Annotated in this window: 21 protein-coding genes and 1 riboswitch; of the genes, 7 read left to right on the plus strand and 14 right to left on the minus strand. The window is 72.3% G+C overall.

All coding sequences use genetic code 11. The annotated features are described in order from the left end of the window. Position 1: 1 nt before the first annotated feature. The 3 genes from BDK92_RS12030 to BDK92_RS12040 form a co-directional block, all read right to left on the minus strand. The gene (locus tag BDK92_RS12030; RefSeq protein ID WP_121156789.1) at positions 2-3,181 is read right to left on the minus strand and encodes an ATP-binding protein; all 3,180 of its coding nucleotides are present in this window, start codon (positions 3,179-3,181) and stop codon (positions 2-4) included. 99 nt (positions 3,182-3,280) lie between these two features. Then, positions 3,281-4,006 carry a GAP family protein gene (locus tag BDK92_RS12035; RefSeq protein ID WP_121156790.1) on the minus strand — a complete coding sequence of 242 codons (726 nt, stop codon included), beginning with the start codon at positions 4,004-4,006 and terminating at the stop codon, positions 3,281-3,283. Then, positions 4,006-4,635: a TetR/AcrR family transcriptional regulator gene (locus tag BDK92_RS12040; RefSeq protein WP_121156791.1), complete on the minus strand. Its 630-nt coding sequence runs from the start codon at positions 4,633-4,635 to the stop codon at positions 4,006-4,008. Before BDK92_RS12040 ends, BDK92_RS12035 begins: the two co-directional genes overlap by 1 nt. A 136-nt stretch (positions 4,636-4,771) precedes the next feature. Between BDK92_RS12040 and BDK92_RS12045 the strand changes: the two genes are divergently transcribed. The 4 genes from BDK92_RS12045 to BDK92_RS12060 all read left to right on the plus strand — a co-directional run bounded on the left by BDK92_RS12045 (position 4,772) and on the right by BDK92_RS12060 (position 9,123). After that, complete coding sequence (locus BDK92_RS12045) at positions 4,772-5,965, plus strand: glycosyltransferase (protein WP_121156792.1); 1,194 nt, start codon at positions 4,772-4,774, stop codon at positions 5,963-5,965. Between the two features lie 165 nt (positions 5,966-6,130). Continuing rightward, positions 6,131-7,495: a sensor histidine kinase gene (locus tag BDK92_RS12050; protein WP_246016978.1), complete on the plus strand. Its 1,365-nt coding sequence runs from the start codon at positions 6,131-6,133 to the stop codon at positions 7,493-7,495. After that, positions 7,483-8,157, plus strand: coding sequence for a response regulator transcription factor (locus tag BDK92_RS12055; protein WP_211349190.1), 675 nt, complete (start codon positions 7,483-7,485; stop codon positions 8,155-8,157). Before BDK92_RS12050 ends, BDK92_RS12055 begins: the two co-directional genes overlap by 13 nt. Before the next feature lie 66 nt (positions 8,158-8,223). Further along, entirely contained in the window at positions 8,224-9,123 is a 900-nt protein-coding gene (locus tag BDK92_RS12060) for a DUF1775 domain-containing protein (protein WP_121156793.1), read from the plus strand. Positions 9,124-9,142: 19 nt separating this feature from the next. On the opposite strand, the gene BDK92_RS12065 is transcribed toward BDK92_RS12060, so the two are convergent. The 5 genes from BDK92_RS12065 to BDK92_RS12085 all read right to left on the minus strand — a co-directional run bounded on the left by BDK92_RS12065 (position 9,143) and on the right by BDK92_RS12085 (position 14,590). Beyond that, complete coding sequence (locus BDK92_RS12065) at positions 9,143-11,143, minus strand: bifunctional copper resistance protein CopD/cytochrome c oxidase assembly protein (RefSeq protein WP_121156794.1); 2,001 nt, start codon at positions 11,141-11,143, stop codon at positions 9,143-9,145. Beyond that, entirely contained in the window at positions 11,140-11,748 is a 609-nt protein-coding gene (locus BDK92_RS12070; protein ID WP_121156795.1) for a copper resistance CopC family protein, read from the minus strand. The genes BDK92_RS12065 and BDK92_RS12070 overlap by 4 nt, the downstream gene beginning before the upstream one ends. 76 nt (positions 11,749-11,824) lie before the next feature. Beyond that, a complete protein-coding gene (locus tag BDK92_RS12075) occupies positions 11,825-12,739 on the minus strand; it encodes a cation diffusion facilitator family transporter (RefSeq protein ID WP_121162018.1) in 915 nt (304 codons plus the stop codon). A 107-nt stretch (positions 12,740-12,846) separates the two neighbouring features. Beyond that, positions 12,847-14,196 carry a hypothetical protein gene (locus BDK92_RS12080; RefSeq protein WP_121156796.1) on the minus strand — a complete coding sequence of 450 codons (1,350 nt, stop codon included), beginning with the start codon at positions 14,194-14,196 and terminating at the stop codon, positions 12,847-12,849. Between the two features lie 19 nt (positions 14,197-14,215). Continuing rightward, positions 14,216-14,590: a hypothetical protein gene (locus BDK92_RS12085; RefSeq protein WP_147456966.1), complete on the minus strand. Its 375-nt coding sequence runs from the start codon at positions 14,588-14,590 to the stop codon at positions 14,216-14,218. Between the two features lie 89 nt (positions 14,591-14,679). Here BDK92_RS12085 and BDK92_RS12090 point away from each other — a divergent pair, with 89 nt between their 5' ends. The 3 genes from BDK92_RS12090 (at position 14,680) to BDK92_RS12100 (ending at position 17,679) form a co-directional block, all read left to right on the plus strand. Further along, positions 14,680-15,555 (plus strand): copper resistance CopC family protein, encoded by an 876-nt coding sequence (locus tag BDK92_RS12090; protein WP_121156798.1) that lies wholly within the window; start codon positions 14,680-14,682, stop codon positions 15,553-15,555. A 176-nt stretch (positions 15,556-15,731) separates the two neighbouring features. Next, a riboswitch (cyclic di-AMP (ydaO/yuaA leader) is annotated at positions 15,732-15,863 on the plus strand. 3 nt (positions 15,864-15,866) lie between these two features. After that, positions 15,867-16,877, plus strand: a complete 1,011-nt coding sequence (locus tag BDK92_RS12095; protein WP_121156799.1) for a coiled-coil domain-containing protein — start codon at positions 15,867-15,869, stop codon at positions 16,875-16,877. Positions 16,878-17,136: 259 nt separating this feature from the next. Beyond that, complete coding sequence (locus tag BDK92_RS12100) at positions 17,137-17,679, plus strand: MarR family winged helix-turn-helix transcriptional regulator (RefSeq protein ID WP_246016979.1); 543 nt, start codon at positions 17,137-17,139, stop codon at positions 17,677-17,679. 51 nt (positions 17,680-17,730) lie between these two features. On the opposite strand, the gene BDK92_RS12105 is transcribed toward BDK92_RS12100, so the two are convergent. The 6 genes from BDK92_RS12105 to BDK92_RS12130 form a co-directional block, all read right to left on the minus strand. Beyond that, on the minus strand, positions 17,731-18,417 hold the full coding sequence (locus tag BDK92_RS12105) for a hypothetical protein (RefSeq protein ID WP_121156801.1): 687 nt from the start codon (positions 18,415-18,417) through the stop codon (positions 17,731-17,733). Positions 18,418-18,559: 142 nt separating this feature from the next. Beyond that, positions 18,560-19,846 carry an erythromycin esterase family protein gene (locus BDK92_RS12110; RefSeq protein WP_121162020.1) on the minus strand — a complete coding sequence of 429 codons (1,287 nt, stop codon included), beginning with the start codon at positions 19,844-19,846 and terminating at the stop codon, positions 18,560-18,562. An 8-nt stretch (positions 19,847-19,854) separates the two neighbouring features. Further along, positions 19,855-20,274 (minus strand): DUF4118 domain-containing protein, encoded by a 420-nt coding sequence (locus BDK92_RS12115; RefSeq protein ID WP_121156802.1) that lies wholly within the window; start codon positions 20,272-20,274, stop codon positions 19,855-19,857. Positions 20,275-20,478: 204 nt separating this feature from the next. Next, positions 20,479-21,285, minus strand: coding sequence for an ErmE/ErmH/ErmO/ErmR family 23S rRNA (adenine(2058)-N(6))-methyltransferase (gene erm, locus BDK92_RS12120; protein WP_121162022.1), 807 nt, complete (start codon positions 21,283-21,285; stop codon positions 20,479-20,481). A gap of 193 nt (positions 21,286-21,478) precedes the next feature. Next, complete coding sequence (locus BDK92_RS38950) at positions 21,479-21,685, minus strand: hypothetical protein (protein ID WP_121156803.1); 207 nt, start codon at positions 21,683-21,685, stop codon at positions 21,479-21,481. A gap of 38 nt (positions 21,686-21,723) precedes the next feature. Further along, entirely contained in the window at positions 21,724-22,629 is a 906-nt protein-coding gene (locus tag BDK92_RS12130) for a Gfo/Idh/MocA family protein (RefSeq protein ID WP_121156804.1), read from the minus strand. Between the last annotated feature and the right edge of the window lie 89 nt (positions 22,630-22,718).

Below are 22,718 nucleotides of genomic sequence, written 5' to 3' on the forward strand. Positions count from 1 at the left end.
ACTAGCCGAGCAGGTCGTCCATCACCTGCTGGATGCGCGCGACGACCGAGGCGGGCGGCTGGGCCCGCAGGGCGGCCACCTTCGGCTCACGCCGCTCCTCGTCCCCGAGGGCGGCGGTGAGCCGTTCGCTCTCCCCCGGCGGGAGCAGCATTCCGATGTTGGTGCCGATCCGGGTGCCGAGCGCCCACAGCTCCAGCGTGGTCGGCACATCACCCCGGTACGCCGCGAGTTCGGCACCGCCGAGCGCCCACGCCCCGATCACCGGCAGGTCCTTCGAGGACACCGCCTCGTCGCGGGCGAGCGTCAGCAACGCGGCCGCGTGCGCGTCGGCGGCCTCGCCCGACGTCGGCCGGACTGACGCCACCCGCAGGTAGAGCACCGCGACCGCGACCCGGAACATGATGCGCGGCTGGGGCGGCGGGCTGGTGGACCCGGCCACGACCCGGGTCGCCGCGTCGGCGTGGGCGAGGGCCTCGTCGTACCGCTCCCGCTGCCAGGCGAGGTGGGCGAGTCCGAGGCACGCCTGCGCGGCGTCGAACTCCTCGGCCTGGCCCGGTGCCGCTGTCTCCCGCAGCCGCCGCTCCGCCTCCGGGTCACCGGTCAGGGCCAGTTGCGCGTCCAGCAGCACCCGGATCGACCGGGCGTCCTGGGTCGCACCGACCAGGTCCATGTGCCGGACGCCGCGCGCCAGCCACTCGGTGGCCCGGGCGTTCCCCCGTGGCGTGATGGAGTGCCCGACCGCCTGCGCCGCCATCGCCATGCCCCAGTGGTCACCGACGAGCTCGAAGCGGTGGTACGCCTGCTCCGCGTCGACGACCGACGCCTCCGGCATGCCACCGTTCTCCCGTACGGCCGCGCGGGCGAAGAAGCCGAGCCCCTGCACGTACGGGTCCGGGTGCGCGATCATCTCCTCGGCGCCCTGCATGCTCTCCTCCGGGTCGAACGTGTCGAAGGCGGGCAACGCCGACGCGAGCACGCTCTGCCTCGGTGAGAGGTCACCGGGCCGCTCGACGAGGAGCGTGCGCAGCGCCCGCCGGGCGAGTACGGCGAGTCGGAGCGCGCCGCTGATGCCGGCGTTGACCCCGATCACCAGACACATCCAGGCGAGCCGGTCGGCGTTGGGCAACGGTCGGCCGGCGGCCCGACCAACCGCGATCGCGGAGCGCCGCCGCCGGTCCGGCTCGTCGGCCCAGAGCAGTCCGCTCGCCCACCCGATGACCTCGAGGTGCAGCCCGCGCACCGACCAGAAGTGGAACAGCGCGTTGGCGATGTCGACCTCGGCCGGCTCGTCGTCCTGCTGGGTCGCCCAGCGCAGTGCGGCGAGCAGGTTGTCCTGCTCGGCCGCGCAGCGCGTGAACGCGTCGAGCTGGCCCTGACCGACGAACCGGTCGGCGAGCGTGACGGCCTGCTCCCGAGCCCAGCCGAGCAGCCCGGCCATTGCCGGATCACGGTCACCGGCCGCGTCGAGACGGGCCTCGCCGTACTCGCGGACGGTTTCCAGCATCCGGTACCGGGGCGGGCCGTCCCCCTCGACCAGGGTCAGCAGGGACTGCTCGACCAGGGTCGCCAGTCCGCGCCGTACGTCCGGGGTGTGGGCGACCGAGGCGGCGAGATCCGCGGTGAACGGCGCCGGGATGACGGCGAGGCGCTGGAGCAGTTCGCGGTCGTCGGGGGCGAGCAGTTCGCGGCTCCAGTCGACCATCGCCCAGAGGCTCGCGTGCCGCTCGGGCAGCCCCCGCAACGCGTCGTCGAGCAGCGCGAACCGGTCGGTCAGGCCGGCGAGTACGTCGTCGATCGGCATGTGCCGCAGCCGGGCGGCGGCCAGTTCGAGCGCCAGCGGCAGGTTGTCGAGCCGGTGGCAGAGCGCCAGCGCCCGTTCGGTGTCCCAGGTCGGCACCGCGCCGCCGGCCCGCGCCCGGGACTCGACCAGCCCGAGCGCGTCGGCGTCGGGCAACGCGGTCAGCCGGTGCACCCGCTCACCGGCCAGGCCGAGCGGGGCTCGGCTCGTCGCGAGCACCGCGACCTCGGGTGACGTCACCGCGAGCAGGTCCGCGACGACGGTGGCCACGGCTTCGAGGACGTGCTCGCAGTTGTCGAGCACCACCAGGCCGTCGAGGTCCGGCGCGACCGCGCGCAGCCGTTCCTCGGGGCTGAGTACCCGCCGTTCGAGGCCCAGGTTGCCACCGGTCGCGGAGGTGTCCGCACCGCCGAACGCGCCGAGCACGGTGGGCAGCACCTCGTCGGGCGAGCGCAGCCCGGCGAGTTCGACGACCCGTACCGTCCGCCCGGCCGCCGCCCCGCGCCGGGCCACCTCGGCGGCGAGGCGGGTCTTGCCCGCCCCACCGGTGGCCACGATCGTCACCAGCGGCGCCTCGGTGAGCGCCGCGCCCACGGCTTCGACGTCCCGCTCCCGCCCCATGAGGGCGGTCATCGGGCGGCGCCATCCGGCGGGGAGGGCGATCCGCGCCGGCTGCCGGGGTGCCGCCGGGACGGCCGGGACGGTGAGCTCGCCACGGAGCAACGCCAGGTGGACCTCGGTGATCACGGGTGAGGGATCGGTGCCGTACCGGTCGGCCAGTTCGGTGCGGAGCCGCTCGACCACCTCCAGCGCCTCGGCGTCACGGCCCTGTGCGGCGAGCACCCGGACGAGGAGCGCGGCGGACGGCTCGTCGGGTGGCGTGTGCGCGGCGAGCCGTCGCAGGTCTGCCTCGTCGTACGGCCCGGCGCCGCCGAGGGCCGCCTGGGCGCGTACCGCGGCGAGGTCCGCGAACAGGCGGGTCTGGTCGGCGCTGGCGAGCTCCGGGACCTCCGGGAACAGGGCACGGGCCTGGTCGGCGAAGCGGCGGGCGGCCGTGACGTCACCGCACCGGAGTACGCCCCGGGCCCGCTCGACGAGTGCCCTGGCCTCGACGGCGTCGACGCTGACCTCGTCGGTGGGCAGACGGTATCCGCCCGGTACGGCGACCACGGGGAGCCCGAGACGGCGCACCCGGGAGATGAGCGCCTGGACGGCACCGGTCGCGTCGTCGGGTGGCAGGCCGTCCCAGACGGCGTCGACGAGCAGCGTCGCGGAGACCGCCCGCCCGCGCGCGTCGACCAGCGCGCGGATCACCGCCGCGAGGCGCTCACCTCGGACCGGCTGGCCGTCCACGGCGAGCGGGCCAAGGATCGTGATCTGCACCGACCCAGCATTCCCTACCCGCGCGGTCGCCGTTCGGGGACCACCGGTCATTTGCCGGTCAGCCGGACGGTGGGCTGGTATGCAGCCCGACGCCCGGCGCTACTTCGCCCCGGAGAGGGAGTCGATGGCTTCGAGGATGCCGAGTTCCTGGGCGGCGTTCGCGGCGAGGAGGAAGCCCGCGATGCCGAGGACCCACCCGGTGGTCTCGGCGGCGCTACGGGTCATCCATCCGTTGACCCAGACGAGTACGGGCTGCACCCGGTCCGCCCCGACCACCCGAGCGCCCAGCAGGACGAGTGCCGGCAGGACCATCACCAGGCAGTATCCGGCGAGTACGGCGACGGTGGTCGGCAGGGCAAGCTCGGCCGCGCTGATCAGCCCGATGGCGGCCAGGTACGGCAGCATCGTCGCCACCTCCAGGGTGACCGCGGTCAGGGCCAGTACGACCAGCGCCTTCGGCGATCCCTCGCCGCTCATCGCCTGCTCGCGCCAGCGCAGCAGCCGCCCCGGCTCGGAGCCCTTCCGCTTCTTGCCGAAGCGGAAGGAGTAGGCGAACAGCGCGACGCCGACGACGAGCTGCGCCACCTGGAAGGGTCCGCTCGCGGCGACCGGTCGGAGGTCGTCCAGGAGGGCCAGCGCCCCGAAGGTGAGGGCCACCCCGAGCACCAGGTAGAAGATCGCGACGGTGGCCAGGAAGGTCAGCAGCCGGCCGGGGTGCAGCCTGCCGGGCGCGAGCATCATCCAGATCGGGATCAGCAGGGTCCCGAAGCTGGTGCTGTCGATCAGGGCCAGCAGGACAAGGGATCCGATCAGCCCGGCGTCCATCAACCATCCTCTCGTACGGCGGATTCGAGCGCTTCCAGTCGTCGGCGCAGCAGGTCACGGAGCTGTTCCGGCGGGAGTTGCGCGCGGAAGGTGGCGCCCTGCAGGGCGAGCCCGTCGACGAAGGTGTGCAACTGCGCCGCCTCGGCTTCCAGATGCTCGGCGGGGAGCGGCGCGGCGAGTTCGGCCGGCCACGGGCGGCGGGCGAGTTCGGCGACGGCGAGCCGGCAGACGTACCGCTCGCCCTGCCAGGCCGTCTGCCGCAGGTCGTCCAGGCTGGGGTCGACCCGGGCCCGGCCCAGGAAGGCGAGCCAGACCAGGACCTCGCCGAGTCGCTCCTGGTCGAGCGGGAGCAACTCCTCCAGCAGGCCCTGCGCCTGTTCGAGGCCGGTTCGACCGCTGCCCAGCTGTGTCCTGAGTCGTTCCGGCGCACGGCGGAGCATCACTTCGAGCGCGAACCGGAGCAGCCCGTCCTGGGTGGCGAAGTAGTACCGCAGGGCCCCCATCGACCAGCCGGCCTCGGCGGCCACCGCGCGTACGGTGGCGCCTTCGACGCCGGCGCGGGCGACCACGGCCCAGACCGCCCGCGCCAGCTCTTCCCGACGGCTGTCGTGGTCGACGATTTTCGGCACGTCTCTTTGTAGCCGGCATCGACCCGCGTTTCAACACAAGTGTGCGAAATAAAACCGACGGTTACCCGACACCCGTGCCGGCCCGTCCCACGAATACCGGTTGATTCCGGCGTACGGATCGTCGAGGGTCGGCCAGGTGCGCATCCTCTTCAGCTTCGTCGGCGGCAGCGGTCACCTCATCCCGCTCGTACCGATCGCCCGCGCCGCCGAAGCGGCCGGCCACACCGTCGCCTTCGCCTGCTCCGCGACGATGGCGCCCAGGGTCGAGGCACACGGCTTCACCGCCCTCGCCACCCGCCGCGCCCCCGACCCCCCGTCGGACACCGGGCCGGGCGCCACCGCCGAGCGCCTCCCGTTGCAGCCGATCGACCCGGCGCGGATCGACCGCGAGGTGCGGGAGAACTTCGCCGTCCGGGCCGCCCGCGAACGGTCCGCCCGGATGGTCGACCTCATCCCCGACTGGCGGCCCGATCTGCTGGTCTTCGACGAGGCCGACTTCGGCGGCATGATCGCGGCCGAACACCTCGGCCTGCCGTACGCGACCGTCCTGGTCCTCGCCGCCGGGTCACTGGTCCGGCCGGCACTGGTCGCCGAACCGCTGGACGAACTGCGCGCCGGGTACGGCCTGCCGCCGGACCCCGAGTTCACCATGCCCGGCCGCCACCTGGTCCTCTCCCCCTTTCCACCCAGCTTCCGCGACCCGGACTTTCCGCTGCCCGCCACGGCCCACTCGCTCCGCTCCGTCACACCACCGGCGACCGGTGACCGGGACCCGGCGCAGTGGTGGCACCCGGGCAGCCGGCCGAACGTCTACCTGACCCTCGGCACCGAGTTCAATGTGGAGTCCGGTGACCTTTTCCCCCGGCTCATCAACGGCCTGCGCGAACTCGACGTCAATCTGCTCGTCACGGTCGGACACCAGATCGATCCGGCGGAGTTCGGTCCGCAACCGGAGCACGTACGGATAGAGCGCTACGTCGACCAGGGACTGGTCCTCCCCCACTGCGACCTGGTCGTGTCGCACGGCGGCTCGGGCAGCGTGATGGGGGCCCTCGTTCACGGCCTGCCGATGGTCCTCGCCCCGATGGGCGCCGACCAACCGGCCAACGCCGCCCGCTGCGCGGCACTCGGCGTCGGCCGGGTGCTGGAAGCGCTGACCGTCACCCCACAGGATGCCGCCGTCACGGTCGCCGAGGTGCTGGCCGACCCCGGCTACCGGCAGGCGGCGGGGCGGCTCCGGAACGAACTCGCCGCCCTTCCGGGACCGGAACGGGCGGTGCCGTTACTGGAACAGATCGCCACCCGACGGCGTCCACTCCTCGACGACTGAGAAATACCGTTGGTCGGCAATGAAATGCGGCGGGCAGATCAGAATCAGTCGGAGAATCGGCCGACCCGGTCCGACAAACACCACTGCCCGGGGTATAGCCAGGTATACCCCGGGTCTATCCGCAGACCGATGGCCCCGCCGAACACCTACGATTAGCGTCGGAGCGTGCTCACCGACGAATCCCGGAACCCCATGGAAAACGGTCCCACGACCCCACTGGAATCGTTGCGACAACGACGATTCCTGATCAGCGCCTGGCCATGGCGATCACTCGGCTATCTGCTCACCACGGCACTGGTCGCCGCCGCCGTGGGCGTGCCCTGGCTGATCCTCGGCACGCCCTGGCTGTTCGCGCTCCACCGGCTCACCAGCGGGGGGTTCCAGCCCGTCGAGAGCCGGCTCGGGGTCGTCCTGTTCGGCACCCTGCTCGGGGCGGTGCTGATCGCGGTCTGCGGGCCACTGATCGGGTTACCGGTGGCCGCACTGGAACGACGCCGGCTGCGACTGATCAGCACCAGACCCGTCGAGTCCGGCCATGCCCGGGTCCGCGAACCCGGTCCCTGGCCCTGGCTGCGTACCCGCTACACGGAGGCGGCCACCTGGCGCGCGGTCGGCTACACGTTCCTCCTGGTCACGGCGGCACCCCTGCTGTACGGCGCGGTGCTCCTCGTACCCCTGCTGATCCTGACGCTGCTGGCCGCCCCGTTCCTGGTGGCGGATGGCAGCGGCCCGTTCGAGATCGGCCGGATCACGATCGACTCCGCCGCGTCCGCCCGCTGGGCCGCCCTCGTCGGTCTGCTCCTGTTTCCGCTGGTGCCGTACCTGCTGGCGCTGCTGGCCGGCGCGCACGGTGCGGTCGCCCGGCTGCTGCTGCACCGGGGCGCGGACGATCGGCTCCGGGCCGAACTGGTCGAGGTGGCGCACTCGCGGGCCCGGCTGGTGGACGCGTTCGAGTCCGAACGTCGCCGGATCGAACGCGACCTGCACGACGGCGCCCAGCAACGGCTGGTCAGCCTGACCCTGCAACTCGGCCTGGCCCGGCTCGACCTGCCCGCCGAATCACCCGCCGCCGGCCCCCTTGCCACCGCACACGAGCAGGCCAAACAGGCGATGGTCGAGCTCCGGGAAATCATCCACGGGATCCACCCGCAGATCCTCACCGAACGCGGGCTGCCAGCGGCCCTGGCCGAACTCGCCGACCGCTGCCCGATCCCGGTGACGGTCCAGGGTGACCTCTCCGGACGGCTGCCGGGACACCTGGAGGCAGCGACCTACTTCGTGGTCGCCGAGGCGCTCACCAACGCCGCCCGGCACAGCGCCGCCACCGGGGTACGGGTGGACCTGGCACGACAGGACGGCCAGCTCACCGTACGGATCAGCGACGACGGTCACGGCGGGGCCGACCCGGCGCACGGGACCGGCCTGACCGGGCTGGCCGACCGGTTGGCGGCGGTCGGCGGCCGGATGCTGCTCTCCAGCCCGCCCGGTGGCCCGACCCTGCTCCAGGTGGAGCTACCGTGTCCCCGGTGACCAGGGTGGTGCTCGCCGAGGACGGTGTGCTGCTGCGCGAGGGTCTGGTCGGGCTCCTGGACCGCTTCGGGTTCACGGTGGTGGCGGCGGTCGGCGACGCCGACGCGCTGGTCGCCGCGGCGGCCGAGCAGCAACCGGACCTGGTGGTGACCGACGTACGGATGCCGCCCGACTTCACCGACGAAGGGTTACGGGCGGCGGTGCGACTGCGCCACGACCGGCCCGAACTGGCGGTGGTGGTGCTCAGCCAGTACGTCCGACCGGGCTACGCCGCCGAACTGCTCGAGTCGGGCGACGGTCAACGGGTCGGCTACCTGCTGAAGGACCGGGTGGTCGACGTCGCCGAGTTCGCCGCCGTCCTGCACCAGGTGGTGGCCGGTGGCACCGTGGTCGATCCCGAGGTGGTACGGCACCTCCTGCGTCGCCGCCGCGATCCGCTGGCGCGGCTCTCGGTACGGGAACGCGACGTACTCGCCCTGATCGCCGAGGGTCGCTCGAATGCCTCGATCGCGCGGGCCCTGGTCGTCTCCGAGGCCGCGGTGGGTAAGCACGTCGGCAGCATCCTCGCCAAACTGGACCTGCCACCGACCGAGGACACCAACCGTCGGGTGCTGGCGGTGCTCGCCTACCTGGGCAGCGGAGCCGGATCGTCGGCCGATTGAACCTTTACGGCCTCCGGTCCGAACTACCACGGTAGGGGCACGGGTACGGATCAAAGGAGGTCGCCGGTGAACAGGTCGGTACGGGTCCGAGGCGTCCGCACGGTACGCAGCGCGCTGGCGGGCGCCCTGGCCAGCGGCGTACTCGTCGGCGGATTGGCGTTCGCCGCCCCGGCGGGCGCGGACGTGACCGTGGCACCGGCGCAGGCGTACCGGGGTGACGCCGCCAAGCTCACCTTCCGGGTGCCGGACGAGCGCACGGGGGCGTACACGACCAGGGTCGAGCTCCGGTTGCCGGAGTCGACGCCGATCGCCGAGGTGTATCCGATGTCCGTCCCGGACTGGGGCCCGAGCACCACCACCCGTCCGCTCGACCAGGCGCTCACCGGGATCCACCATGGCGCGGTGACGGAGGTGACCTCGATGGTCACCTGGGTACGCACCGCACCACCGGCCGCTGCCGGGGGCGTCGCCGAACTGGTGGTGTCGCTGGGGCCGATGCCCGAGGCCGAGGAGCTCGTCTTCGACCTGACCCAGACCTATTCGGACGGCACCCAGGTGCGGTGGAGCGGCCCGCCCGGCCCGGCCACGGCCGGCACCGGTCCGGCACCGGTGGTCGCCCTGCTTCCGTCGTCCGCCATGGCACCGGCACCGGCCGGGAACGAGGCGGGGAACTCCGAGGTGGCGGGGGCGGGCGAACCGGCGACGGACGGCTTCTCGAACGTGTTGCGGATCGGGTTGTTGCTGGTCCTGCTGGTCGTCGCCGCACTCGGCGGCGCGGCGGTCGCCCGCCGCCGCCATCCGGCCACCGTCACCGGGGTCCCGGCGCTGCCCGGGCCACCGGCCGACTCGTCGGACGCGGCGGCGACCACGGCCGGCGAACCAGCGACGGCTGGCGACGCGGAGCCGGCGGGCGACGCGGCGCGGACGGAGGCGGCCGGGAGCAGCCGTTGGCGCCTGCGCTCCTGAGCGTGGCCCGGTCGACGGGTCAGGGCCGGCCGGGCGGGTTCGCCACCGCCGGTTCCGGCGCCCCCGTTACCGGCACGTCGGCCGGAGCGTTGGCCGACGAATCGGGGCCGCCCCGGCGCAGGAGCAGGCCGAGGATGAGCAGCGGTGGCAGGTTGCCGAGTGACCAGAGGATCCGGCCGGCGGTCTGCTGGTCGACCAGGGGCGGATCACCCCAGGGGCGGGCCAGGGCGGTGAACCAGTCGCCGGCCAGCAGGGTGCTCGAACCGGCGAGCCCCAGGCCGAGCACGACCTGCGTCAGCATCAGCAGCAGTACGCCGAGCAGCCGGGCCGGTCGCCCGGCGGGTCGCGGCACCGGGTCGAGACCGAGCACCACCCAGCAGAAGAGCCCGCCCGCCGCCACCAGGTAACCGATCATGACCAGGTGCGCGGCGTGCGAGCGCAGGGTCAGGTCGTACAGGCCGGTGAGGTAGAGCAGCGGGGCGGCACCGGCGAGCAGCCCGGCCGCCACCGGTGGCCGGGTCAGCAACCACAAGAGACGCGACGACCCGGCCGACCGCAGCCGGTCCCGTACGCCCGGCCAGCTCGGGTCGGTGGTCGCGGGAAGCGCCCGTAGCGCCAGGGTGAGCGGGGCGGCGAGCACCATCAGCAGCGGTACGACCAGGGTCAGCAGCAGGTGCTGGACCAGGTGCGCGCTGAACAGCAGTGGCGTGTACCGGGCCAGCCCGCTGGAGGTGGCGAGGACGAGCACCACGCAGCCGGCGAGGAAGGTGGCCGTACGCGTCGCCGGCCAGCGCTCGGCCCGCCGCCGCAGCCGGGTCACCGCGCCGAGGTAGGCCCAGGCGGCGCCGAGCGCGGCGGCGATGACGATCGGCTCGGGCAGCCAGTCGCCGAGCAACCGCCCGGCGTCCGGTGCCGCCGGTATCGGGTAACCGAGCAGGGCCGCCGCGATGCTCTCCGCCGGCCCGGCCGGCACCGGCGCCGGGGTCCGGGACAGGGCGACCGCGGTGCCCATCGCGGCGGCGAAGAGCAGGATCTCCACCGTGGCGACCCGGACGAACCGGCTCCGGTCACCGCCGGCCAGGGCGGGTAACGCGGCCCGCCGCTGCCACCAGCCGGCGGCGGCGAGCGTGCCGAGCAGCGCGGTCTTGAGCAGGACGAGCTGGCCGTACCGGGTGTCGACGAGCGCGCCGGGTCCGGGGAGCCGGACGTACGCCGAGACCACTCCGGAGCCGGCGACCAGGAGCAGGCAGACGGCGGCGAGTGGGGAGAACCGGCGTACGGCGATGGTGAGCTGGTCGGTGGCGGCTCGACCGGTCAGCGCCAGGGCGAGCAGTCCCCCGGCCCAGACCGCCACGGGTACGACGTGCAGCAGCAGGCCGGAGACGGCGAGCTGGTGGTTGCTCGCGGCGGCGGCGTGTCCGGTGAAGACGGGCGGCACCATCGCGAGTACGGCGAGCAGCAGCGCGATCCCGGCGGCCCGGGGTGTCAACGCGGCCCGGCAGACGAGAAATACCGCCCCGGCGAGCCAACCGGAGAGGGCGAGCGCCTGCCCCAGTTGGACGGTGGTGGCGAAGTTGACCACGCTGGTGAACGACACCGCCTCGCCGATCGGCATCCCAAGTATGTCGGAGAGGGTCAGGCAGAGGGCGACGATGCTGGCCAGGCACCAGCCGAGCGCGGACCAGGCGGCGGCCCGCACCCGCCGGTAGCCGGTCCCGGAGAGTCCGCCTCCGGCGGCGCGGGCGGAGAAGAGCAGCGCGGCGATCAGCAGGCCGATGGTGACCACGGCACCGACCTGCATGCCGAGCCGGGCACCGGGCAGCGCCCAACCGGTGATCGGGCCGGAGTCGGCGAGGCCGGGCAGGCTTTCCCTGCGGGTGGCACCGCCGTACCAGAGCATCAGCACCAGCACACCGACGGCGGCGAGCAGGCCGGCGGCGGCCCGGGGCAGCGTGCCGTACGCGGTCGCGCTCGTGGTCGGCCGGCCGGTGCTCGCGGGCGGCCGTGGCGGTCGGCTCACGGCTGGCGGGTCCGGCGCTGTCGGACCAGCAGGATCCCGGTGCCGATCGCCAGTAAGGCGATGCCGCCGAGCAGCAGTCCCGCCAGGTTGTTCCCGCCGCCGTCCTGTTCGTCGCCGACGAGCGCCCCTGGTTCGGCCGCCGTGGTGGCGGGTGCGCCGGTGGTCGTCGCCGTGGGCGGTGACGCGGGCTGTGCGGGGAGCCCGGCCGGCGCGGTCGGCGGGGCGGTGGTCGGCGGCGTGGTGACGGTGAAGGTGTGCGAGCCGCGTACGGGGTGCCCGTCGACCGACACCACCCGGTACGCCACCGTGTAGGTGCCCGGGTCGAGTGGCTGGTTCAGCGGCTGGACGGCGCGTACCCCGTCGACCTTCGGTTTACCGGAGGTGACCGCCTTGCCGGCGGGGTCGGTGACGGCGACGGTGGTGAACCGGGGGTCGAGCCGTTCGGCGAAGTCGAGCGTCACCTCGACCGGTGCGGTGGCGAGCCGGGCATTCTTGGCCGGGTTGCTGGCCCGGAGTTCGTTGTGCGCCCAGGCGGGTGCCGGCGCGGCCAGCAGCCCGACGGCACAGGCGACGGCCATGACGGCCAGCGGGCGGAACATTCGCATCCAGCTCAACTCCCAACGGCGATGGCAGACAGCCCCAGGGATAGTCGTATCGACGGGCCGGATGGTTCCCATCCGATCACCAGTGGCTGTCCTGACACAACCGGGCCGAGGCCAGCGGTTCGACCTGGAGGGTGGCGTGGTCGATGCCGAAGCCCTCGTGCAGCCGTTCGCGGGCGGCGGCGAGGACCGGGCCGACGTCGGCACCGGGGTCGAGGCTGAGGTGGGCGGAGGCGACGTCCATGCCGGAGGTCAGTGTCCACACGTGCAGGTCGTGTACGTCGCAGACGCCGGTGACACCGGCGAGGGTGCTGCGCACCCGGGCCACGTCGACGTGCGCCGGTGCGGCCTGGACCAGCACCCGGATCGCGGCCTGGGCGAGTTGCCAGGTGCGCGGCAGGATGAAGAGGCCGACGGCGACCGCGACGACCAGGTCGGCGTAGAGCCAGCCGGTGAGGGCGATGACGGTCGCGGCGACGATCACGCCGACCGAGCCGAGCAGGTCGCCGAGCACCTCCAGGTAGGCGCCGCGTACGTTCAGGCTCTCCTGCGCGCCCTCGCGCAGCAGCAGGAACGCGACGATGTTCGCGACCAGCCCGCCCACGGCGACGAGCAGCATCGGCCCGGCGGCGACCTCGGGCGGGTCGCCGAACCGGCGGACCGCCTCGACCAGCACCGCGATCGCGACCCCGGAGAGGAGTACGGCGTTGGCGAGGGCGGCGAGCACTTCCAGTCGGTAGAGCCCGAAGGTCCGTTGGGTGTGTCGGGCGGCCCGACTGGCGGCGGTGATCGCGGCCAGTGCCATGCCGATGCCGAGTACGTCGGTGAACATGTGGCCGGCGTCGGAGAGCAGAGCCAACGATCCGGTCAGCCAGGCCGCGACCGCCTCGACGATCATGAAGACGGTCAGCACCGCGAGTGCCGCCCAGAGGGGTCGGCGGTGTCGTTCGCCGGCTCGTCGTACGTGTCCGCCGTGGTCGTGACCCGCACCCATGGTCGCCCCCTCGTCGTCGCCACCTTCGCCCAAAGTATGCGTACATCGCTATGTGTGCAAGTCAAAGGCGAAACGGGTGACCGATAACCAACAGAGAGTAACCGGAGCTAGCCGGCGAAGAGCAGCAACAGACCGGCGACGGTGTAACCGACCATCAGCACCAGCAACGGCACCTGCGCGGCGACCGCCGCCCGGCCGGGAAAGAGCACCAACGCCCGGTCATGGCCGAGCACGGTGCCGATCAGGTGCCCGAGCACGATCAGGGTCACCTGCAGCGTCGCCACCCCGGACGGGGTGACCAGAGCTGCGCTGATCGACCAGTGCGCGGTCCCGAGCCAGTTCGCCGTGCCGGTGACCAGCGGATCGGAGAGAAGCGCCAGGGTCCGCTGCCCCTCCAGCACCAGCAGCGAGTAGTAGTGCGCGAGCACATAACCGACCGCGATCGGCACGATGCAGTGGGCGATCTCGGCCGCGACCTCACCCGGTCGCACCCCCGGCGCCAGCCGCGCCGCGAGCAGGCAGGTCAGGCCGTACGCGGCCAGCACCAGCCCGATCAGCGCGAGCATCCCGACGGTGTTGGTGAACACCGGCGGCAACTCACTGTTCTGCACAAAGCGGAACCAGGCGGGCGCGTTGGAGAGGCTGTCGAACAGCGTCGAACCGAGCAGGACCACCACGACGACGACAAACCCGGGAGCGGGCGCCAACGCGCTCATCCCCTCCAACGGGTTGCGCCAGACCAACACGCCGTCGTCCCGACGGCCGACCACCGCGAGCCGCCCCACCAGGTCGCTGTATACCTCGAAGGCGTCACCCCGGTCGAGGAAGTCGACCCCGAACACGACCGCGCCGACCAGCACCACGATCGCGTACGCGACCAGCCAGGTCCGGATGACCGGCACCGTGGCCCGGTCCGGCGCGACGAGTTCGAGCCAGACGAAGGCGAGCAGTCCCAGCGCGGCCGGCCAGTAGCCGAGTCGCGCCGGCAACGGCAGCAGTCCCCGGCGCGGATCGCGGCGCAGCACCGCCGCCACCAGCAGAAAGCCCGTACGCAGCGGGTTCAGCGCCGGCCAGACCGGCCCGAAGAGCAGCGACAACGGAACCAGCCCGACCCAGAACAGGACGTAGAACGCGCCCGCGGTCGGATTCCGGTCCAGGTCGGGACCGAGGAAGAGCCCGATGCCGAAGTAGCCGACGACCACCAGGCCCAGCAGGCGCAGCCCCCACCGCCACCCGGCCGAGTCGACCACCCGGCCGACCCGCTCGGGCAGCGGCCGGCCCGCCTCCGGGTCACCCAGCCTCGGCTCCCGCCAGAACGCCCCGAGCACGACAAACGAGATGACCAGGGCGAGCGCGGCTCCGGTCACCGCGAAGCCGAACGGAATAGGCAGATCCTGCCGGCCGCCGACCCCGTGCGCGAGCAGCTCGGGAAACGTACCGAGGGCGGGATCGCTCATCGGACCGGGGCGGGATCGCTCATCGGACCAGGAGCTGGAACAGCAGCAGACCGGTCTGGTGCGTCTCGACCTCGAACAGACCGTCCATGTCGGCCACGAACTCGACCGTGGCCGGCTGCCCGGCCATCAGGTCCGCGCCGACCTCGTACCCGTGCACATGCACCCGGTCCGCGACATCGCTGGTGACGGTGATCCTGACCTGCTGGTTCTTCTTCGCGTCCACCCGACCCGGCTGCGGCTGGGACCGCCCGCCGGTGATGGTGATGGCCACCTCGACCGGAGAACCCGGGTCGGCCGGCGCCTCGCTCGACCCGCAGCCGGTACCGGCGACGGAGAGCAGGATCGCACCGGTCAGCGCGGCCAGCGCGCGGCGGCGGCCGATAGCGGGCAACATCGACATCTCCCCTGACAGGCCGGTCCCGAGACGTTGGGAAGCGACTGTAGCGTCTTGCCGGGCACAGCGGAAGCCACCATGATGGGCCGATGCGATCGACCCGGATGGTTACCGTCCACGCGGCATGCCGCCTGCTCGCCGTCGTTCTCGGCGCTGCGGTCGCGCTCGTCGTGGCCGGGTCGCCGGCCTCCGCGCACGGACAGTTGGCGATCTCCGATCCGGTGGCCGGCGCCACTGTCTCGCAACCGAAGCAGGCGCTGGAGCTCTACTTCACCGAGGCGCCCGCGGCGAACGCGTACTTCACCGTGACCGCGCCGAGCGGCGTACGGGTCGACGCCGGTTGGCGGCCCGGCCTGGACAAACGACTCGACCGCCCGGTGACCGAGCTGTTCCTGGTCAACGGGAAGTGGGAGCCGCGCCTCTACCACACGGGCTACGCCGCGTTGGTGCAGGTGGCGCACTGGCCGGAGAAGGGTGAGTACACCGCCAGCTACCTCTCGGTCGCCTCGGACCGGGAACCGGTACGCGGCACGGTCAAGTTCACCTACTCCGGTACGCCGACCGCCGCACCGCAGGGCTGGAGCCCGCCAACCAACTCCGCCGATCCGGCGCTGGTGGCCGCCGCCGAGAACCCGGAGCCGCCGTCCTCGGCGAATCCCGGCAGCACCACCAGCACCCACACCACCGCGCCGCCCCCGCCACCCACCGGGAACGCCAGCGGCACCACCGGCGACAGTGGAGTGATGACCTGGTTGCTGCCGGTGTTGTTGCTGGTCGCGGTGGCGGCAATGGTCTTCCTGGTGGTTCGACCGAAACGGGGTGCCCGGATCAACACCGGCCCGGCGAACCGCCGTCGTCCGGCCACCTCCGCCGCCGCCCGACGAGCGGCGGCGGCCCGAAAGGCGGTCGCCAATCAGTCGGCGCGAAACACGCAGCCGTCCCGCAAACGCGGCGGCAACCGCTGACACGACAATCCCCGGCACCACCATTACCCGCGGTACACGCCGTTGTCGAATACGCGGATGATAACCGAAAGTCGTTGTCCCATAACGCTTTTCGTACGGGTCGGGGCGTGCACAAGATGTCGATCCACGCGGTAGGATTCTTCGCGGTCAACGCCAATCGGCGCCAACCGGTGCCGGCGGGACCGTCGCCTAATCGTCCATGGACGAACCGGGGAACCGAGTACCCGGGGTGAATCCGCGAAAGCGGTAGGGATCACTTCCATCCCGAACCCGTCAGCTAACCCGGTCGGCGACCAACGGAAGGATCCTGCATGACGGCACCCCTCCGCCGATGGTTCACCCCTGCCCTGGCTCTGCTCACCGCTTCCCTCCTGCTGGTGCCGTTCTCCGCCGCGGCCCAGGCCGCGCCCGCCACGCCACCGGCGCCGGCCGAGTCCGACGGCCAGCTGTTGAGCGAGGTCCTGGAGCAGACCGGCCGCCGCTTCCTCGACGCCAAGGCCGCGCTCGAGGCGTCAAAGAAGCGCCAGGGGGTTCTCGCCGCCGAACTCCAGAAGGCCGAGGCCCAGATCGAGGAGTTGACCCCACAGGTCACCGAGATCGCCACCCGCACCTACCGGACCGGAAAGCTCGGTGCGGTCTCGGTGCTGCTCAACAGCGCGTCACCGGACTCGTTCCTCCAACGGGCGGTCGCGCTCGACGAGATGAACGCGGTCAACGACCAGAAACTGCACGAACTCAACGCCGCTCGCGAACTGGCCGACCGTGCCAAGGCCCTGGCCGATGCCGAGGTCAAGGAGCAGGAGAAGCAGCAGGCCGTGATCGCCCGACAGAAGTCGGACGCCGAAAAGGCGTTCGCCCTGGTCGGCGGCAAAAAACTGACCAACGGCCTGGTCAGTGCCACCTCGGCGGTGGCCGCACCGGCACCGCGTACGGCCAGCGGTGGCTGGCCGAAGGAGTCGTGCAGCAAGAACGACCCGACCACCAGCGGCTGCATCACCCCGCGCACGCTGCACGCGTACAACGAGGTGAAGAAGGCCGGCTTCAACCTCTTCGTCGGCTGTCACCGCAACGGGGGGCCGTTCGAGCACCCCAAGGGCCGGGCCTGCGACTGGTCGCTGCTGAAGAGCGGCTTCGCCCCCGCGAGCACCAACGCGCAGAGGTTGTACGGCAACAACCTGACCGCGTTCCTGGTCCGCAACGCGGATCGCCTCGGCATCCTCTACGTGATCTGGTACAGGCAGATCTGGTTCCCGGCGACCGGCTGGCAGTCGTACAGCGGTGAGAGTGACCACACCGACCACGTACACATGTCCATGCTCTGATCCGACGCCCGGTCGACCCACGGCACCAGGCCCCCGCCCAGCCACGAAGCTGGGGACGGGGGCCTGAGCCGTTCACCGGTGACGGTGGTCACGGACAGCCCAGTGATCAGCGACGATGGGTGCACCTGGGACACCCTGGCGGGCGCCACCGGAAGGTGAGTACCGGACTTACGTGACGGCCGGGCTGATTCCCCCGCCCGGTTTCTCCCCCGCCCGACAAGCCAGGATGACACGTCAGCCTGGCCAGTATCATGGTCAGGTGGCAACGACCGGGGAACGATGGCTCGACGAGCGGGAGCAGCGCGCCTGGCGTTCGTTCATCACCATGCAGATGGAGTTGCACAACCGGCTCGGCCGCCAACTCCTCGCCGATGCCGGCCTCTCCGAGACCGACTACGCCGTCCTGGTGCACCTCAGCGAAGCGCCCGAGGGCCGGCTGCGGATTTTCCAGCTTCGGGCGCACCTGGAGTGGGAGAAGACCCGACTCACCCACCACCTGGGGCGGATGGCCCGGCGTGGGCTGGTCGAGCGGGAGCCCTGCCTGACCGACCCCCGGGGCGCGTTCATCCGGATCACCGAAGCCGGCCGGGAGGCCATCATCTCGGCGGCGCCCAAACACGTCGCGAACGTCCGTCGCTGGGTGATCGACGTGCTCACCCCCGAGCAGCTGGACGTACTCGCCGAGATTTCCGACAAGGTGCGCGCCGGGTTCCACAAGGACGTCTGCCCGCCGGTGAAGGCCGAGCCGTGCGACGCGGAGTCGGCCGACTGCCCGACCGACACCGCCTCGCACGACGTCTAGGTTCTGTCTCACGGGTCTGGCCCAACCGGCCTGGACAGCCGGGGCCACCGGTCAGGCGCGGTTGAGCACCCAGGTCAGGCCGCCAGCATCCTTCGGGGTCAGGGTCAGCGTGTTCCCGCCGCACTGGTAACGCCCGGCACCGAGCAGTGGCTGGATGTCGACCACGTCGGCGCTGCGGGTGGCGCCGTCGCCGACGTACTCGGCGATCCGGACGTTGTCGAAGAGCTTTGCCGGCGCCGGTTCGGTCAGCTCGACGGTGACCCGGGTGTCGCCCCATTGCAGCGGCGGGATCGGGGCCCAGTCACCGGCCGTGCCGCCGGTCCCCCCGGTGCTCACCGTGCCGTTGGCCTGCCCCGCGTAGCTGAACCGGCCGGCGACCTTGGCATCGCCGAGCTGCGCGTTGAAGCTCACCGGACGCATCCCGGCGAAGTCCACCGTCGTCGCACCGGTCGGGCCGACCTTCACCAGAACTCCGTCCCCGCCGCTGATGCTCGCGCTGGCCAGGGCTCCACCGGTCTGTCCGGCGGCGGAGGTGGTCCGCCAGTCACCGGTCACGCAGGACGCCACCGGACCGGCGGACGGCGGGGAGGCACCCGCGCTGCCGGTCGGTGCCGCGCTGCCCGTAGCGGCGCTCGGGTTCGGGGTGGCCATGCCCACCACCGATCCCTCACCGCAGCCGGCTACGGCCAGGCCGAGCCCGGCCAGCGTCGCGACCGTCGCTATCGCCGATGTACGCATCGATCCTCCTCGGAGTCGGGGCGGCGGGGTCCGTACACCCGCCGGGGCGGGCGGCACGGGAAATCCGCCCACCCGTCCTGCTACCCCGAACCGGACATCGACCAAACCGGGGGCCGACGCCAGTGAAGATCGAAAACCGGGCTCAGGTCCCGGCCGGGTACGTCTCCAGCTCGCCCGGCTCGGCGTTCGCCGGCAGCTCGTGCAGGGCGGTGGTCTGGTCGCACCAGATGAACCCGTCGTACCGTTCGGCCAACCGGGTCGGTACGTAGTTGCCCCACTCCTCGAACGACGGGTCGTAGACCACCCCGATGGCCCGGTGCTCGGCCGGCTCGTTCAACCAGGCCGGCCGGTCGCCGTGGGCGAGTACGAGCAGCGCCCGTTCCGGCAGCATGCGGTGCAGCCGTTCCTCGATCGAGCCGGGTCGGGCCGGCGGCACCGTCATGATCTCCGCCGGGGCGCCCCAGCGCGGGGCGGCGACCACGCTGCCCTGGTAGCCGCCGAAGCCGATCAGGGCCACCGCCTCGGCTCCGTGCCGTTCGCGGGCGAGCTGACCGATGTTGATCATGCCGGCGTCGGCCATGTCGGTGGCCCGTGCGTCACCGATGTGGGTGTTGTGCGCCCAGACCACCGCCCGGGTGTCCGGACCGTACCGGTCCAGCAGCCGGTCCAGGGTGTCGGCCATATGGATGTCGCGGATGTTCCAGGACTGGGGCCCGCCCGCCACCATGGCCCGGTAGTACCGTTCCGCCCCGGCCACCACCTCGGCGTTCTGCCAGGCCGCGAAGCGGTCGGCCCCACTGGTCGGCTCCCCACCCGTCGCCGCCCCGTCGGTGGTCGCGCGGGCACGGATCGCGCCGAGCAGCCGGACCACCTCGTCCTCGCAACTGGCCGAGACGAACCTGCTGGCCAGCCCGTACTCCTCGACCTGCTGCCCGTACGGTTCGAAACACCGGTACGCCTCGCGCGCGGCGGCCAGCGCCTCCTGGTCGTCGTCACCCAGATATTCGAAGATCGCGTGCATCGACTCCCAGAGGGAGTAGACGTCGAGGCCGTGGAAACCGACCCGGTCCGACTCCGGCCGTTCCAGGTTCCAGGCACGCAGCCAACGGCAGAACCGGGCCACCTCCGCGTTCGCCCACATCCAGGTCGGCCAACGCTCGAACCGCTCCAGTGCGAGCTGCGGGTCGGAGTCACCACCTGGCGCGGAGATCACCGACTGGTGCACCCGGTCGCAGTCCGGCCAGTCGCCCTCGACCGCGACGAAGTTGAACCCGCACTCGACGATCAGCCGGCGGGTCAACTGCTCACGCAGCCGGTAGTAGTCGTACCCGCCGTGGCTCGCCTCGCCGAGCATCACCACCCGGGCACGGCTGGCCAACCCCAGCAGCGGATCGAAGTCGCCCGGTCCCCCGAGCCGGTGCACCTGCATGCCCGGGGCTACCCCGCCGACCGGGTATGAAACCGCCCCGTTCCGGCCACCGACCCGGGCCGGGAGCGCCGGACCCATCCCAGAGCCGTTCCGAGGAGCACGGCGACGACCAGCAGCAGGAGGTAGCCGGCGCTCCGAGCGCCGTGCCAGTGCAGCTCGCCGTACCGGTCGAGCAGGAACCCGCTGAAGCAGAGGAAACCGAGCAGGCCAACCACGAGACTCGCCCGCAGATCGGATACGACCAGGGCGAAACCGACGACCGCCAGCACTATCACCAGCAGCCGGGCCAACGGCGCGGAGACGGGGAACAGCGCGGCAGCCAGACAGGTCGCGGCGACGACCAGCGTCGCTCCACCGCCGATCCGAATGCCGAACGGTGCCGGCGGGACCCCGGGACGACCTGTCCGGCCACCGTGCTCCAGGTCCATCGCCGCTCCTTCCGTTTCCCCCCGGGCCACCGCGCACGGCGGCCCCGAAGGACGAGTGAAGCGCGGGAGTACGCCCTGGCGGCAGCCGCTTTGACGAGTGCCTTACGCCGGCCGTCACGATCTCTACGGGACCTTGACGGCCGGCGCTCCGGTGCCCGGTCAGCCGGTACGCGGTCAATCGGTACGCGGTCAACCGGTACCCGGTCAATCGGTACGCGGTCGGTCCGGTGCCACGGGCTGCAGGAGGCGGAACAGGGTGAGCCACTGCTCCGGCCAGACGTACCCGACCGGGGTGTCGGCGGCCAGCCGGATCGCCCGGAACGCGCCGTCCAGACGGGCCCGGGGATAACGCCGGCGCAACGACCCGTACAGCGAACCGCCCTCACCCACGAAGCCGAGTTCGACCAGTTTCCGGTAGTCGGGCAGCAGCGCCGGGGGCAGCAGCGGCTCGACCCGCCGGTCCAGGCAGAGGATGCCGGCATCGACCCGGGGCACCGGACGGAACGCCGACCGGTGCACCCGTCCACCCAGCCGCCACCGAATGGACGGCCAGGTCAGCACGGTGAGCCGACTCCACCGGCCGTAGTCGCCGGTGCGCTTGCGCGCGTACTCCAGTTGGGTGAGCAGTGTCGCCGAGGTGAGCGACCGGGCCCCCAGGCACCACTCGACCACCCGGGCGGTCAACGCCCACGGGATGTTCGCCACCACGGCGAACGGCTCCGCCGGTGCCCGCGCGGCGAGGAAGTCCTCGGCCCGGCAGGTGACGTTGCCGAACGGGGCACAGGCGTCGGCGAGCGCACCGGTCAACTCCGGGTCGATCTCGTACGCGAGCACCCGCGCACACCGCGCGGCCAGCGCCCGGGTCAGCGCTCCCCGCCCGGCGCCGGCCTCGACGACCAGGTCGCCCGGCCCGAGCCCGGCGGAGCGCACGATCCGCTCGATCGCCTCGGCGTCGTGCAGGAAATTCTGGGAAAGTACGCGACGGGACCGGTCGCGCTCGGTCTTCGGAATTGGTCCGGGAAATCCATTGACGGGTTGGCGAGGTGCCACAGCCGGTGTCCTTGTCTGCCGCGCCGGTGGATACCGGGCGGCGATCCGGACAGGCAACACGAGTCGGGGCCTGTCCGAGCGGGATCTGGACTCGGGTGGCCCTGGACGTGCGCGGCGGACGCGGCGCGCGAAACGACGATCAGACGTACGACGATCAGCCGGCGGTGGGCGCGTCCTGGCAGGCCAGGGCGGTACGCCGGACTCGCGGACGGGGCGCCAGCAACGGGCCCCACGCGGCCGACGAGGCGGCCACGTTGATCAGGGCGTGCGTCGTCATCATGCACATGTCGGTGAGGCTAACCAGGGGCAGCACGACGAACAACCGGTTTCCGCCGGCCCCACCGCCCTCGCGGGCGCGCACCGGGCCGGCTGGGCGGCCGGCAGCCGCCCGCTGGACCGTCAGCCGGGCAGGCGGACCGTACGCCCCTGCCGGCGGGCCGCCTCGGCCGCGTCGAGTACGGCCACCACCTCGCGGCCGAACCGGACGTCGCACTGGTGGTCCCGGGCCCCCGAGTCGACCGCCTCGGTGAGCTGGTCCAGCGCCAGGGAGAGCGCCTGCACCGCGGTGCCGTCACCGCGCGGCACGCTCTCGATGCCGTTCTCGCCGTAGAAGACGAAATCGAACGCCCGAGCCGAGGGTGACGCGTTCAGGGTCAACGAGAGAGTGCTGGTGGCGCCCCCGACGTGCGACAACAGCAGGTGCACGGTGTCCCGGGGGCCGTTCATGGCGGCCACCTGGGTCACCCGGCCAAGCACCGGCACGATGATCGACAGTGCGTGCGGCCCGATGTCCCAGAGCCCGCCCCGCTCCCGTCGCCAGGGCGAGGCACCATACGGGTTGCCCGGCTCGAAGATCGAGGCGTACATGGTGGCGCGGGCGCCGTACCAGCCCCCGGCGGCGGCGGTCGAAGCGAGGAAGCCGGCCACGTTCGCGTGGAACCGGTTGGTGAAGAAGACCAGCGAGGCGACCCCGGCGCGGGCGGTCGCGCTCACCACCCGTTCGGCGTCGGGCAGGCTCAGCGACAACGGCTTGTCCAGCAGCAGGTGCTTTCCGGCGTTCGCGGCCTGGACCGCGATGTCGGCCTGGATGTCCGGCGGCAGTGCGACCGCCACCGCGTCCACCATTTCGATCAACTTCTCGACGTCGTCGAAGGCCGGTACGCCGTACCGCTGTCCCAGCGCTTTGGCCTTGTCCGGGTCACGTCCCCAGATGCCGGCAAGCTGCGCCTTCGGGTGCGCGGTGAGTGCCGCCGCGTGCGTCTCGGCGGCCCAGTGCCCCGTGCCGAACAACCCGAACCGTTGCAACGCCGGCTCCTCTCCTCGCCCCGCCAGCCTGGCGGTGTCCCCGCCCGGTTCCGCCGGCCACCCTGGTTAACCTAGCGCCTCCCCCGGCC

This window comes from Micromonospora pisi (genome assembly GCF_003633685.1).
GTDB lineage: Bacteria > Actinomycetota > Actinomycetes > Mycobacteriales > Micromonosporaceae > Micromonospora_G > Micromonospora_G pisi.